Annotated in this window: 15 protein-coding genes and 1 rRNA gene; 1 reads left to right on the top strand and 15 read right to left on the bottom strand. The window is 36.3% G+C overall.

Annotated elements, in window-relative coordinates; all coding sequences use genetic code 11:
* Window positions 1–143: 143 nt before the first annotated feature.
* The 3 genes from MKY76_RS00415 to metG form a co-directional block, all read right to left on the bottom strand.
* A complete protein-coding gene (locus tag MKY76_RS00415) occupies window positions 144–1355 on the bottom strand; it encodes a G5 and 3D domain-containing protein (RefSeq protein ID WP_048395441.1) in 1212 nt (403 codons plus the stop codon).
* 135 nt (window positions 1356–1490) lie between these two features.
* Window positions 1491–2261: a TatD family hydrolase gene (locus tag MKY76_RS00410; protein ID WP_048395439.1), complete on the bottom strand. Its 771-nt coding sequence runs from the start codon at window positions 2259–2261 to the stop codon at window positions 1491–1493.
* 253 nt (window positions 2262–2514) lie between these two features.
* Window positions 2515–4491, bottom strand: coding sequence for a methionine--tRNA ligase (gene metG / locus MKY76_RS00405; protein WP_342557248.1), 1977 nt, complete (start codon window positions 4489–4491; stop codon window positions 2515–2517).
* A gap of 349 nt (window positions 4492–4840) precedes the next feature.
* Here metG and MKY76_RS00400 point away from each other — a divergent pair, with 349 nt between their 5' ends.
* A complete protein-coding gene (locus MKY76_RS00400) occupies window positions 4841–5119 on the top strand; it encodes an AbrB/MazE/SpoVT family DNA-binding domain-containing protein (RefSeq protein ID WP_004229214.1) in 279 nt (92 codons plus the stop codon).
* Window positions 5120–5349: 230 nt separating this feature from the next.
* Here MKY76_RS00400 and rsmI read toward each other — a convergent pair whose 3' ends face one another.
* The 12 genes from rsmI to rrf form a co-directional block, all read right to left on the bottom strand.
* A complete protein-coding gene (gene rsmI / locus MKY76_RS00395) occupies window positions 5350–6225 on the bottom strand; it encodes a 16S rRNA (cytidine(1402)-2'-O)-methyltransferase (RefSeq protein WP_342557247.1) in 876 nt (291 codons plus the stop codon).
* Window positions 6222–6485, bottom strand: coding sequence for a GIY-YIG nuclease family protein (locus MKY76_RS00390; RefSeq protein ID WP_004229219.1), 264 nt, complete (start codon window positions 6483–6485; stop codon window positions 6222–6224). The genes rsmI and MKY76_RS00390 overlap by 4 nt, the downstream gene beginning before the upstream one ends.
* Window positions 6469–7218, bottom strand: a complete 750-nt coding sequence (locus MKY76_RS00385) for a tRNA1(Val) (adenine(37)-N6)-methyltransferase (RefSeq protein ID WP_054548597.1) — start codon at window positions 7216–7218, stop codon at window positions 6469–6471. The genes MKY76_RS00390 and MKY76_RS00385 overlap by 17 nt, the downstream gene beginning before the upstream one ends.
* A 63-nt stretch (window positions 7219–7281) precedes the next feature.
* Window positions 7282–7638 carry a DNA replication initiation control protein YabA gene (gene yabA / locus MKY76_RS00380; RefSeq protein WP_004229222.1) on the bottom strand — a complete coding sequence of 119 codons (357 nt, stop codon included), beginning with the start codon at window positions 7636–7638 and terminating at the stop codon, window positions 7282–7284.
* Between the two features lie 27 nt (window positions 7639–7665).
* Complete coding sequence (locus MKY76_RS00375; RefSeq protein ID WP_048395431.1) at window positions 7666–8481, bottom strand: stage 0 sporulation family protein; 816 nt, start codon at window positions 8479–8481, stop codon at window positions 7666–7668.
* On the bottom strand, window positions 8474–9478 hold the full coding sequence (holB, locus tag MKY76_RS00370) for a DNA polymerase III subunit delta' (RefSeq protein WP_054548598.1): 1005 nt from the start codon (window positions 9476–9478) through the stop codon (window positions 8474–8476). The genes MKY76_RS00375 and holB overlap by 8 nt, the downstream gene beginning before the upstream one ends.
* Before the next feature lie 143 nt (window positions 9479–9621).
* Window positions 9622–10062: a YaaR family protein gene (locus tag MKY76_RS00365; protein ID WP_004229228.1), complete on the bottom strand. Its 441-nt coding sequence runs from the start codon at window positions 10060–10062 to the stop codon at window positions 9622–9624.
* Between the two features lie 109 nt (window positions 10063–10171).
* Window positions 10172–10501 carry a cyclic-di-AMP receptor gene (locus MKY76_RS00360; protein ID WP_004229230.1) on the bottom strand — a complete coding sequence of 110 codons (330 nt, stop codon included), beginning with the start codon at window positions 10499–10501 and terminating at the stop codon, window positions 10172–10174.
* 277 nt (window positions 10502–10778) lie between these two features.
* Window positions 10779–11408, bottom strand: coding sequence for a dTMP kinase (tmk, locus tag MKY76_RS00355; protein WP_269897533.1), 630 nt, complete (start codon window positions 11406–11408; stop codon window positions 10779–10781).
* Window positions 11409–11425: 17 nt separating this feature from the next.
* A complete protein-coding gene (locus MKY76_RS00350) occupies window positions 11426–12859 on the bottom strand; it encodes an aminotransferase class I/II-fold pyridoxal phosphate-dependent enzyme (RefSeq protein WP_342557246.1) in 1434 nt (477 codons plus the stop codon).
* A gap of 269 nt (window positions 12860–13128) precedes the next feature.
* A complete protein-coding gene (locus MKY76_RS00345; protein ID WP_342557245.1) occupies window positions 13129–13566 on the bottom strand; it encodes an SRPBCC domain-containing protein in 438 nt (145 codons plus the stop codon).
* A 105-nt stretch (window positions 13567–13671) separates the two neighbouring features.
* Window positions 13672–13787, bottom strand: a 5S ribosomal RNA gene (rrf, locus tag MKY76_RS00340).
* Window positions 13788–13805 lie beyond the last annotated feature (18 nt).

The raw sequence follows: 13805 nt of genomic DNA, 5'->3' as shown, positions 1-13805 counted from the left end.
GTTCAGATGAGCTTATCTTATTCAACTTACTCTCTACATACCTTACAACATCATTTGCTAAAAAATAATAAAGAAGCCTTCCCGCCAGTCAAAACAGGAAAGCTCCATTTGTGAAAAACATTTTGATTAATTTTACAATTTTTTTAATTTAATACTTTAACGCGCACTTTCTTACGTCCCCAGTTACGTGCTTGGGCATCTGTTTGTACAAGTATGTCAATCTTATTACCCTTAATTGACCCACCAGTATCCCCAGCTATAGCAGTTCCATAGCCTTCTACCCAAACCTTTGATCCTAACTTAATAACAGAAGGGTCAACTGCGATCACCTTCAAGCCAGAATTTGAACGTAGGTTTATACCAGTTGCTGATGTACCAGTACAACCGTTGCAATATGGTGTATATGCTGTTGCCGTTACATAAAATTCTTTTCCGTTAGTAGGCTCTGCTGAACCACGTGACACAGTTGCTGCACTTGCAACAATTGTTTTTGTGCCTACAGCAACCACTTGTTTCTTCGGCTCTTTTAATACTTTCTCAGATTGTAGGTTTTTTGCCACAACCTTACCGTTTTCTTTGACAACCTCATACGTACGAGAAATCGAACCCTTCTCGCCCGTTGCTACTACTTTTTGTTTCCCCTTTTGCAATGAAGCATCCTGCTTCTTTTCAACTGCGAAATCTAAAGAGTCTTCCACTACATCGATAACCTTTTCTACGCGAACTACTGTGATTTTACTCTCCGGAGTAATAACGTTCTCCAGGTTATTTTCGACACGATCGAATTCATTTAGCTGAATTCCTTGTTGTTTTAAAAAGTTAGCGACCGTAGTCGAAGTGGACCATACTTGTCTTTTATTTACGCCATCGACAAGCGCTACTTGAAACGCTTTTTGAATATCGATTTTGTTTTCTGCTCCTAGTTCAGTATCTAGACCTTGCGCTAAAGAGTCATGTTCAGATACTTTAATATTTGCTTCCTTCAAAATGTCCTTCACAAGTGTTTCAGTTGTCCAAACTTTTGACTGATTTCCATCAACTGAAATAGTTACTTCTTTTGCCTGTTCCCATGTAATTGCTAATCCATTAACAATTTTGGTGTTCAGAGAGGGTGAAATTTTGTCATGCTCTGCTATATCTATATTTTGATTTTGTAATAATTGTTCTACAGTTTTGGCATGTGTTGATACTTCGATTGTTTCTCCATTTGCTTCAAGCTTAACGGATTTTTTCGTACCTTGATAAAGCACGAAAGAGATTACAGACACAAACAGGACAAGTGAGATAATTCTTATCACTGTTTGCTTACTCCTCAATGATCCTAAGAACAAGTTTTTCATGGAATTATTTGACATGAAAAAACGCCTCCTTAATACAAGGTTGGATTATACGGACTAGTTTTGGCACTGTCAACCCGAAAGTATTTCTCTGAAAATTGACTTCTTGTTTTTTGCCAACCACAAACCCTGTATTGGAGGCATCTAAGCTAGTTAATTGTCAATCCCAAAAAAATTTTTCGCATTGGCTGTAGTTGCTTGTGCAATTTCCTCAATTGTCAACCCTTTTAAACGTGCGATTTCCTCAGCAACTAAAGGCACGAAAGCGGGTTCATTGCGCTTACCTCGATGTGGATGTGGAGCTAAATAAGGAGCGTCTGTTTCAATCATCAAGTGTTCAAGAGCTATTTCTGTAGCTACTTCCTTTGGTAGACGTGCATTTTTAAATGTCACTGGTCCCCCAAGACTAATCATAAAATTCATTGCTATACATTCACGCGCTGTTTCTACACTTCCACTAAAGCAGTGCATAACACCCCCTACGGATGCAGCATTTTCTTCACGTAAAATTTGTACAACATCACCTGTTGCATCCCTATTATGAATAACGATTGGTAAATTGATCTTTTGAGCTAATTGAATTTGCTTGCGAAAAAGTTCCTGTTGAACGTCTTTTGGAGACTTATCCCAATAGTAGTCCAATCCCGTTTCACCAATGCCAACTATTTTTGGATGTGAAGCTAATTGCTCAATCCACTCTAAATCTTGTTGAGTACAATCAATAGCGTCTACTGGATGCCAGCCAATGACACCGTAAACAAAATCATATTGCTCTATTAATTGCATTGTTCTCTCAATGGTTTTACGGTCGAAACCAATAACTACCATTCGTTCTACTTTAGCTTCAAGAGCTCTATCAATCACTTCTTGAAGATCTTCCTCATACTGATCTGCGTTTAAATGTACGTGTGTATCTATAAACATCTTCATTCTCCTAACATTGATTTTATTAAAATTTATTATTTCATATTTTTCGTGATCATTACAATTTCATTACAAACTATTCGACATTGTGACATTCCACTTAATCGACATTACCACAAGTAGTTCTTTGGGCCCATAAAACCAAGTTTTTCACGCATCATAAATTATATCAAAATAATTTAATCCCGATTTCTCTAACAGATTTGAAAAGCCTGCTGAATAATTCATATTCAGCAGGCCTTCCTTAAGTTCATTACTTTACTTTTGCACCATTTTCAAGTTTAGGATCAACTGATGCTAATTTTAAAATTCCATCTTTCTCACCAGCTAAAATCATTCCTTGTGATATTTCACCACGTAATTTTACTGGTTTTAAATTTGCTACGACAATCACTTTTTGACCTATTAAATCATCTGGTGTATAGAATTTCGCAATACCTGAAACTACTTGACGTTGCTCATATCCTAGATCAACTTGTAGCTTTAATAATTTATCTGCTTTCGGAACAGTTTCACATGCAGTCACAGTAGCTACACGCAAATCAACTTTCATAAAATCATCAATAGTAATTTCAGGAATTTCTGGATTTTCTTCAGTTTTTGCTACCTTTTTAATTTCTTCATCCTGTGGTGTTTTCACAGAGCCACGCATTTCCTCACGAATATAAGTAATCTCAACCTCATTTTCTAAACGTGGGAAAATTGGTATCCCTTTTTCTACCACTTTAATGTTTGCTGGAATAGTATTGCCGAATGTTGCAATTGTATCCCATGCTAAGAATTTGTCATCTAATCCTAACTGATCGATCATACGTTTAGGAGTTGTTGTCATAAATGGTTGCAACATGACAGCGATTTGGTGTAAGCTTTCTGCCAAATTTCGCATAACTGCACCTAATTTTGGCTTGTCTGACTCCTCCTTTGCTAACACCCATGGTTGTGTCTCATCTATATACTTATTTGTGCGTGAAACAAGCGTCCATAAGTCAGCAAGAACGACACTAAATTGCATTTTTTCCATACTTTCTTCATATTTAATACGTACCCACTCAGCTTGCTCTTTTAAAGCTGCATCAAATTCTGTCGGTTGAAGATTTTCTGTCGGAATAATACCATCAAAATATTTATTAATCATTGAAATTGTACGATTTAATAAGTTCCCTAAATCATTAGCCAGATCAAAGTTTGTACGTTCAATAAATGATTCTGGTGAAAATACCCCATCAGAGCCAAATGGTAATTCTCGTAATAGGAAATAACGTGTGGCATCTAGACCATAACGCTCGATTAACATTTCAGGATAAATTACATTGCCCTTTGATTTAGACATTTTACCGTCTTTCATCATAATAAAACCATGAGCAAATACCTTTTTCGGTAATGGCAAATCTAATGCCATTAAGAAGATTGGCCAATAAATCGTGTGGAAACGAACAATATCCTTGCCAACTACATGTACATCTGCTGGCCAATATTTATTGAATAATGATTCATCTTCTGATAGATAACCTAAGGCTGTAATATAATTCGTTAATGCATCAACCCATACATAAATAACATGCTTTGGATCTCCTGGTACTTTAATTCCCCAGTCGAAGGATGTTCTTGATACCGATAAATCCTCTAGCCCTGGTTTAATGAAGTTGTTGATCATTTCATTTTTTCGTGATTCTGGCTCAATGAATTCAAGGTTCTCTTCATAATAAGCTAATAAACGATCTGCATATTTCTTCATATTAAAGAAGTACGATTCCTCTTTAACCTTATGCACCGGACGACCACAATCAGGACAGTTCCCGTCAACTAATTGAGTCTCAGTAAAGAATGATTCACACGGTGTACAGTACCAGCCCTCATATTCACCTTTATAGATATCACCATTATCTAAAAACTTTTGGAAAATCTTTTCGACAGCTTTCGTATGTCGATCCTGCGTTGTTTGAATAAAGTCATCATAAGAAATATCCATTAAACCCCAAAGTTTTTTCGCAGCATCGGCAATTTCATTTACATAATCTTGAGGATGTTTACCCGCTTCTGCTGCTTTTTCTTGAATTTTTTGGCCATGTTCGTCCATTCCTGTTAAAAAGCGTACATCATAACCTTTTAAACGTTTATAGCGTGCAATAGTATCAGATGCTACTGTTGTATATGCCGTACCAATATGAAATTTCCCACTTGGATAGTAAATGGGTGTTGTTATATAGAATGTTTTTTGTTGTTCACTCACAAGAACTGCCTCCATTGTTTTACAATATACTTTCTATTCTAACGAAGTACGAAATTCGTTTCAATGAAAGTTTATTAAACGCGAAAATTGTCGAATAATATATTTAATCCATTAAATGACTTAAATAAGAACCTTTTTTACTATTAACAAAAATATTTATTAAAAACCTTTTAAAAAAATTAAAATACCTGCATTCTTCTCAAAAATTTTTTTTAAAAACCATAATATTAGTGCATTAATTAATTGACGTTTATGGCATTACTTGGTATGATAACTATCAGACAAAGAAATAATGTCGAAATTTGACGAAATACCAATATAACTTTTATAAATTAGGAGGAAATCTATTATGAAATCAACAGGGATTGTTCGTAAAGTCGATGAGTTAGGTCGTGTAGTAATTCCTATCGAGTTACGCCGTACGCTAGGTATTGCTGAAAAGGACGCTTTAGAAATCTATGTGGATGATGATAAAATCATCTTAAAAAAATATATGCCTAATATGACATGTGCTGTTACTGGTGAAGTTTCAGATGATAACTTCCGTCTAGTTGGAGGCAAATTAATTTTAAGTCCAGAAGGCGCAGAAATGTTAGTTAAAGAAATTCAATCTAACTTAAAAAAATAATTAGTTTCTCACCTAAATCAAAACAGTGATTTAGGTGTTTCTGTTTATTAATATAACCAATTTCTTAACCCCTTATAATGTCCATGTCAGACCTTTCTATTTAAGGTTACTATTATTTACAATTATTATCAATTTAAAATTGTGTCTCAAAATTATTACTTTTCAACTTATAAGTTTCGGCGTCATTTACTAAATAAAAAAGAGCTACCTAATAAGGTAACTCTTTACTATTATTCACTATGATATTCATTATAAACATCTCGCTTTGCCACTTGCCTTAACTTAGCTACTTCTTTAATGGCTTCTTTTGAAGATACATTCGATTGATTGATAATGAAATCAACATGTTCAACAATGGGCATGTTTTGCCAATAGGCTTCTTCATGATCTTCCTCTTCTACACAGCTATTACCTTCAAGAACAATACAAAACTCTCCTCGTATTTCTTCAGTTTGTGACCATACTACAGCTTCAGACAAAGTACCTCGTAAAAACTCTTCAAACTTCTTTGTCAGCTCTCGAGCTAAAACAATACGACGTTCTCCGAGTATAGCTTCCATATCTTTTAATGTATCCTTTAAGCGATGTGGTGCCTCATATAGTAAAATCGTTTCTTGGCGTTTTTTTAATTGTTCTAATTGCTGGCGACGTTCCTTTTTTCCGCGATTCAAAAATCCATAAAAGAAAAATGGTTGTGGCGATAACCCAGATGCAATTAATGCTGAAATTGCTGCATTAGGCCCTGGCACTGGTACAACAGAAAAGTTTTGGGCAATTGCTTTTTCCACTATATCTGCACCTGGATCAGAAATACAAGGTAAACCTGCATCACTTACTAATGCTATTGTTTTTCCTTCTTGTAGTAATGTTAATAATTTTTCTCCACCTACGGCTATATTATGCTCATGGTAGCTGATTAGTGGTGTGTCAATCTCAAAGTAGTTACACAGCTTTTTGGTGTTTCTAGTATCTTCTGCAGCGATGATATCTGCTTCTTTTAAAATGCGAAGTGCACGCACACTCATATCCTCTAAATTACCAATAGGTGTTCCTACCAGATATAAACAACCTGTCTGATCGTGTATTGTACTTTTTTGTGATTTCACGATTCACCCCTCCTTATATAATTAATTTTCTGTGTTCTTGTTAATTGCTTAAAGGCATATTCAGCACGCATTGCTTCTTGCTTTGTCTCGAATATTTCTTTGTAAATACATTTCACTGGACCTCTAGCTCTTGTATATTTTGCTCCTTTACCAGCGTTATGTACAGCAACACGTTTTTCTATATTATTTGTATACCCTGCATAAAGAGTTTGATCAGCACACTCTAACACATAAAAGTAGTGATTATTGCTCTTTTCCATAAAGAATTTCTCTCACTTCTGTCGTGTATTCATTATTGGCATCATAAACATACAACGGCGGCAGAATTTTTAAATCAGGCTTTCCATCTTTTATTCCTTCTATTAATAATGTATTAGCCTCTTTCCCTTCCTTCGGATAAATGAGCTGCATCCGTTTAGGCTCTAAGCGATTTGCTCGCATAGCTGTCACAATATCTAATAATCGCCCAGGTCGGTGAACAAATGCGGCCTTGCCCCCTTGCTTTAATAATTTACTTGCGGATTGAATCGCTTCTTCCAATGTTAAGTACAATTCATGGCGTGCAATGGCATGATGCTCACTAAGATTTTTATCACTCGCTTCATGTGCTAAAAAATAGGGTGGATTACAGGTAACCACATCATACTTTTCAATGCCAAGTTGTTTTGGTATTTCTTTAACATCTCCAAGAATCATTTGAATTTGCTGTTCTAGCTGATTGTAACGGATACTTCTCTCTGCCATCTCAAATAAACGTGGCTGAATTTCTACTCCCGTTATCTGTCCCTTTGTACGTGCACTTAAAAAAAGTGGAATCACACCATTTCCCGAGCATAAATCAACGATTTTTCCCTTATGATAAGGAATACTGACAAATTTCGAAAGCAATACTGCATCTAATGAGAACGAAAAGACAGAGGGACTTTGAATAATACGTAAATTCTCAGCCAACAAATAATCTAACCGCTCGTCACCTTTTAGCCATTTTTCCATGCTTACTCCTCCTACGCTACAAAACAAAAGACTGACACCACCGTAGCGGGAATCAGCCTTTTATTACACATTTTGTTTATTTAAAAATGATAGACAGAACAGACAATCCTCACCCTTACGTGAACTTCCAAAATGAACATGGCAAACATGGAAGCCCTCTTGGTAGAGGCGAGCTAAGTTATCATATCCCTCACCAATATCTAGCGGACTCTCTTTCTTTACTTCAGCAGCTTGTACGGAGTTTGTATTAGAAAGTAGTTCTTCTAGACGTGTACGTAGGTGATGATTTTCTGTTTCAAGCGCCTTATGCTCTTCCATCATTAACGCTACAAATTGTTTCAATGCACCAAATTGCTCCTGCATTGCTTCGAGCTGTTGTTCGAACTCCATAACGGTATCTAAGAAATTACGGTCCTTCACCCAAGCCACCTCGTTAAATTCTCTATCTTAAATAAGATTTTTTTCGCATGCTAGCAGTTCTTCTAGTGTATACTCAACTGTGCGTTCCTGCTCATGTAAATATACTTGAATAAGTCTTTCCAGCACATTTAGCCCTACTACTTTCCCACGGCCATCTGGTGTCATTGTTATCTCACCAACATCTGGCATGCCCTCTTTTGCTTCTTCATATTCATCATTTTCATACTTTAAGCAACACATTAAACGTCCACAAAGGCCAGATATTTTTGAAGGATTTAATGATAGGTTTTGATCTTTAGCCATTTTAATCGAAACGGGCTCAAAATCACCCAAAAATGTGGAACAACAAAGCATTCTACCACATGGACCGATACCACCTAAAAGCTTGGCTTCATCACGCACACCAATTTGACGAAGTTCAATACGTGTTCTAAAAACCGAGGCTAAATCTTTTACTAGATCTCTAAAATCAACTCGTCCTTCAGCTGTAAAGTAAAAAATAATTTTATTACGATCAAATGTATATTCAACATCTACAAGTTTCATTTCTAAATTATGCTCTATAATTTTAGTACTAGCGAGCTCAAATGCACGCTTTGATTCCGCTGCATTTTCCTCTACTTGTATACGATCACGATCATCTGCTGGTCTAAGTACTTGTTTTAGTGGTAATACAACATCATTATCACCCACAACTTTTTGAGGGACAACTACTTTTCCATACTCTACACCGCGGGCTGTCTCTACAATAACATATTGACTATCCTCTAGTAGAAATGATGCCGGATCAAAATAATATATTTTACCCGCCTTTTTAAAGCGGACTCCTACTACATTATACAAATGTATATCCCTCCTGCAGATTTAGCATTAACTGCTCCATCAATAACGTCCTATTCATGTTACGCTGTAAAGAGGCGCGTGCTTGTAAAATAGATTCCATCTGATTTGATAATCTTTCATAAGTGGAATATAACGCAACTTCTTTAAATAGTGGTAACATGTCTGGATAAGTACAAGCTGCCTCGGGATTAGCTTTTATTGACACTATATCACGGTAAGCAAATAGTAGTAAATCCAATGCTTGCTCCATCTCGCTTTTTTCTTTAAAGTGAGGCAACCACTCTTCATGCACAATAAGCAATGCTTCGTGTACATTTTGCCGAATAGCCTCTACTAATTTTAACACTGTTTTTCGAGCGAGTGCAAACTGCTCATCATTTGCTAAAAAAATCGCTGTTTCGAGCTCATTTGTCATCATGCTTACTGTTGAGGCCATTGAATATGAAATATTATTTTCCTGTAAATGCTTCAACAAAACATGACGTGGCATTTTTTGAAATTTGATATGTTGACAACGAGAACGGATAGTTGGAAGAATTGACTGCATTTGCTCAGTTAGTAATATGGCAGTTACTTCTCCTTCTGGCTCCTCTAAAAATTTAAGTATCATATTTGCAGAGGCTGTATTAAGACGGTCTGCATGATGAAGCACATAAATCTTACGTCCTTCTTCTACACCCACCATTTTCATTTCTCCGATGAGTTCTCGCATCTGATCAATTTTTATGAATTGACCATCTGGATAAATTTGATGAATATTTGGATGATTTCCCGAATCTACACGTTTGCAATTTCGACATGTTTCACATGGAACATTTCCACTTGGTTGCTCACATAACATTAATTTGACAAAAAAGTGCATAATATCTGCCTTGCCTGTCCCTTTTTCGCCATCAAAAATATATGCATGTGCTAATCTATTCTTGTCAAATATTGTTTGAAGCTGCTTCATTACGACTGGTTGCAGTGTGAGTAGCTCTTCAACATTCTTGGCCATACATTTAAATTCCTTCCTGTCTCTACAACAAAAGGTGATACTTTCTTGCACTCTTGTAAAGATTACAGTTGTTTACTTTATGGCGAGTAGCCACATCAACATTTGAAAAAAGCCCGCGCCTAAATGAGAACGAGACACGGGTTTTACATATATAAATTAATTAGTAAGCCTTTAATTTCACCGATTTTATCAAGAAGATCTATTGCTTCTTTTTCTTCGTCTAAGAGATCCTGTGCAAGCTCGACAAGACGTGTATCAATGGTTTCAATGATTTTCAAACGTCTTCCTTCACCAAAACGATTCCAGGTATGTGATTGTTTTAACTCCATACCATGTTCTACTGTCTCTTGTAGAAATCGTTTAACAAGCATTTTAAACCTAGCAAGTTCTCGTAAATTACGTGATCTAGCTACTCGGTCCCCTGCAGTAGATATATCTCCTAACAAACGCGTGAGTTGTTCTGTTTGCAGCTTATTACCTTGCTTGACGACCATATCTCCAAATCGGTTATTTTGATTATTATTTTGTAGTGGCTCTTTGCGATTTGTATTTAACCCGACACGTATATCTTGATTAATCTTCAAGCTGGTTTCGCCCCCACAATTTTCATCTATTTCTCCTACGCATAATCGATTTTAAATAAAATGTTTAATAGTAACAAATAATCAATGATTTAGCTTCGGAGGCTACTTTTTAAAAATGATGGAATTGTTCAATCGGTAAAACAAATACGGTAGCTCCTCCCACCTCTACCTCCACAGGGTAAGGTATATAGGAATCAGCATTGCCTCCTAACGGAGAAACGGGTGCAACCATTTGCTCTCTTGCCCGACAATTATCCCGAATAATATCTAAAAGTTTGGGTATGAGAGAGTCTTCAGTTCCTATAAGAAATGTCGTATTTCCTGAACGTAAAAATCCTCCTGTGCTCGCTAATTTAGTTGCGCGAAACTGATTTTTCGTTAAAGCATTTGATAAGCGGCTGCTATCCTGATCTTGCACTACAGCTACGACTAACTTCATTCGCACTCACCCCTTTTATAAAATTCACCTAGATAGATTTCAATTCTATACTTAATCTTAGTTCATCTGTTGAACTAGAGGAACATCATCATGTTGATACAAAAACTCTATAAGAAAGTTTTAAAAGAGACATCTACAAGGTTCCCTAAACACATAATGTATCTTACACGAAGGTGTGTCTGACCTAATAGGTACTTCGACAATTGTTGCCCTTCTAGTGAAGATAAATTAATGGATAGTATCATTATATCACATTGTTGTAGACAACTTCATGCATTTACTGCATTGCTTCCAATAATAATAACCATACATCTTCAACAACATTTTCAATATCTTGATCTGCATTGACTACACGTATTCGCTCTGGGTACTGCTCTACTAATTGTAAATATCCTTCACGTACCTTCTGATGAAACGGCAAGCTTTCAACATCTAAGCGGTTTACTTCCCGATTGCCAGTTGCATGAATACGCGCTAAGCCAACCTCTGGAGCAAGATCAAATAGTATGGTCACGTCAGGTAATTTCTTCCCAATAGCAAATTCATTAATAGAAAGTACCTCATTGACACCTATACCTCTTGCATATCCTTGATAAGCTAAAGAGGAATCGATAAAACGGTCACATATCACTAACTTCCCTGCATCTAAGGCAGGACGTACTTTCTCAAAATAATGCTGGCTTCTTGCTGCAGCATATAACAATGCTTCTGTTCGTTCATCCATAGCAGTATGTGCAGGATTCAAAATAATCGTTCTTATTTTTTCTGCAATCTCAATTCCACCTGGTTCTCTTGTTGCTAGAACTTCAATATTATTTTTTTTTAATCGCTCTGCTATCATTTGAATGACCGTTGTTTTTCCTGCTCCCTCTGGTCCTTCAAATGTAATAAATAAATTGCTATTCATGCTGTTATTGCCTCCAACTATTTAATAACCTGAATCATTTTATCTGCTAAACGATGATTCCCCTGGAATGTTGCACCTGCTGCTAGTAGCTCTTCCAATTGACTTAACTTAGCTACTGTTATTCTTTCACCTGGTACTAATAATGGTATACCAGGTGGATAAGGAATGATCATATTCGCTGAAATTTGCCCCATTGTACGCATATATGGTAACCATTCTTTCTTTAATGATGCAACCTCATTAAAGGTATATATAGGCTCAGTAATCGGTACAAAATGATAGGCTGTTTGAGAAGCCGTTATGCTATCTGTTTTAGCTGTATTTAATAGCGTTGTTATGGCCTCTTTTATACGAACCCTGATTTCAGCAAATGGGTAGGTATGTCCCTGCTTCAGCAAAGGTAACACAAATAAAACCTGATTGGCATCTGCAAGTTCCCCATATACATGCTTTGCCTCTAATGCCTCCTGTAATTGAAAGCCACTATAACCATTAACACGTAGCAATACTTTAAGTGGATCATCTACTTCAATTACTTCTAATGATCCAATTGCTCGTAATGCATCTACCCATTGATTCTTTTTTTCTATTATATATGCCCCATCACTCTCCATATATGTCTGTACATAATAGCGAGCATCATCTAATGATGCTAATAATAAGTAAGATGGACTACTAGATTGTAACATGCGTAAGTAATGATGTATTTTATCAGCCTCTATCAATGCCGACTTAACATGCATAAAAGAGGCCATCGTCATAGCAGGTAAAGTTTTATGAGCTGATTGAACAACAACGTCTGCACCAAGTGTCAATGCGGATGGCTGAAATAGCGTACATGCATTAAAATGAGCGCCATGTGCTTCATCCACCAATACAGGTATTCCCTTCTCATGACAATAAGCAATTTGTTGCTGTATGTCATTCGAAGTCATCCCATAATAAGTAGGATATGTTAACACTACTGCTTTCGCCTCTGAATAATTTTCTACGGCTTCTTTTAAATCTCTATAAGTTACATGTGTCGCCGACATTGTCCGTTCATCCCATAGCGGCGACACAAAAATTGGCTTAGCCCCAACAAGTTCAATAGCATGGAAAATTGATTTATGTGCATTACGCTGAACTATAATGGTATCGTCTTTGTTACAAGTAGCATAAATCATTGCTAAATTTCCAACAGTAGACCCTCCTACCAAAAAGAAACTCTTCGTTGCTCCATATGTATCTGCCAATAAATTCTCGGCTTCTAATATCATTTCCTCAGGGTAATGTAGATCATCTAATCCTGATAACTCAGTTACATCATAACGCATTACATCCTTAAATGCTTGTGGAAGGTGGGACAGTTCACCATGCTTATGACCTGGGACATGAAAAGAAATATTTTGTTGCTGTCGAAAACGTTCTAACCCTTCTATAATTGGTTTTTTCTTATGCAAAACAAACACCCATTTTCGTTAGATTCTCCTTTAATTATACGAAATTATAAGGAGAGAAAAAAGCTATCCCTCCGCATGGTAATCCACTTTTTATTTAGTAACAAACCTTTTCATCAAAGTTAATCACAGCTTGATGTCATTATCGTTGACGCCTCACCCAAAAAAAGAGTCATCTATACCTAAACCATCATTTTTGTAGCAATAAGAGTTGCTTATTAAAATAAAACCGATTATTGCTGTTATCTGTAATAATCGGCTCACCACTTATTTTCATATAACTAGTCTTGTAATGCTTGAATGGCCATTGCTTCCACTAATTGCTCAGTCAACCCAGGTACAAAATTATCTAATACTGGATTCATCATTCCTGCTAAAAATCCACTTGCTTTCATTGTTAAATTACCAGTCAGTTGTGGTGATTCATTTTGATTTTGTATGATTTCAAAAGAACCATTACCATTTATAGGATCAGATAAACCCTCTAAATCAAACTGTATTTGATGAGCATCTGAATTGTTTACTTTAAGTTTTACTTTAACAGCTTTCTGAATTATACCAAAGTCTCCTTGGAAGACCCAGATCATATCGTCTTCATTTAGTAATTCGTGATGTAAGTAACCTGGTATTAAAACAGCCCATTGTTCCTTATTATGAATAAAACCCTCTAATTTATTTTTCTGTACATTGATTACCTTACTATATTGTCCTGTTGCCATTCCATTGCACCCCTTTGAATATTTTGATCACTCTATTAAACTTTAACATTTTCTAGATTTCAAAACATACAAAAAAACCACTGATTTCTCAGTGGTTACTTTTCTGCCTAGCGACGTCCTACTCTCACAGGGGGAAGCCCCCAACTACCATCGGCGCTAAAGAGCTTAACTTCCGTGTTCGGTATGGGAACGGGTGTGACCTCTTTGCCATCATCACTAGACTTTGTATTTAATTGAAA

The organism is Lysinibacillus sp. FSL P4-0201, from assembly GCF_038593425.1.
Lineage (GTDB): Bacteria > Bacillota > Bacilli > Bacillales_A > Planococcaceae > Lysinibacillus > Lysinibacillus capsici.
This window is presented reverse-complemented; position numbering and strand designations above follow the sequence as displayed.

Coding starts and splice junctions, on each gene's coding strand:
- MKY76_RS00415 (WP_048395441.1), bottom strand. CDS start 1,355: ATGTCAAATAATTCCATGAAAAACTTGTTCTTAGGATCATTGAGGAGT.
- MKY76_RS00410 (WP_048395439.1), bottom strand. CDS start 2,261: ATGTTTATAGATACACACGTACATTTAAACGCAGATCAGTATGAGGAA.
- MKY76_RS00400 (WP_004229214.1), top strand. CDS start 4,841: ATGAAATCAACAGGGATTGTTCGTAAAGTCGATGAGTTAGGTCGTGTA.
- MKY76_RS00390 (WP_004229219.1), bottom strand. CDS start 6,485: ATGGAAAAGAGCAATAATCACTACTTTTATGTGTTAGAGTGTGCTGAT.
- MKY76_RS00385 (WP_054548597.1), bottom strand. CDS start 7,218: ATGGAAAAATGGCTAAAAGGTGACGAGCGGTTAGATTATTTGTTGGCT.
- holB (WP_054548598.1), bottom strand. CDS start 9,478: ATGGCCAAGAATGTTGAAGAGCTACTCACACTGCAACCAGTCGTAATG.
- MKY76_RS00360 (WP_004229230.1), bottom strand. CDS start 10,501: ATGAAGTTAGTCGTAGCTGTAGTGCAAGATCAGGATAGCAGCCGCTTA.
- tmk (WP_269897533.1), bottom strand. CDS start 11,408: ATGAATAGCAATTTATTTATTACATTTGAAGGACCAGAGGGAGCAGGA.
- MKY76_RS00345 (WP_342557245.1), bottom strand. CDS start 13,566: ATGGCAACAGGACAATATAGTAAGGTAATCAATGTACAGAAAAATAAA.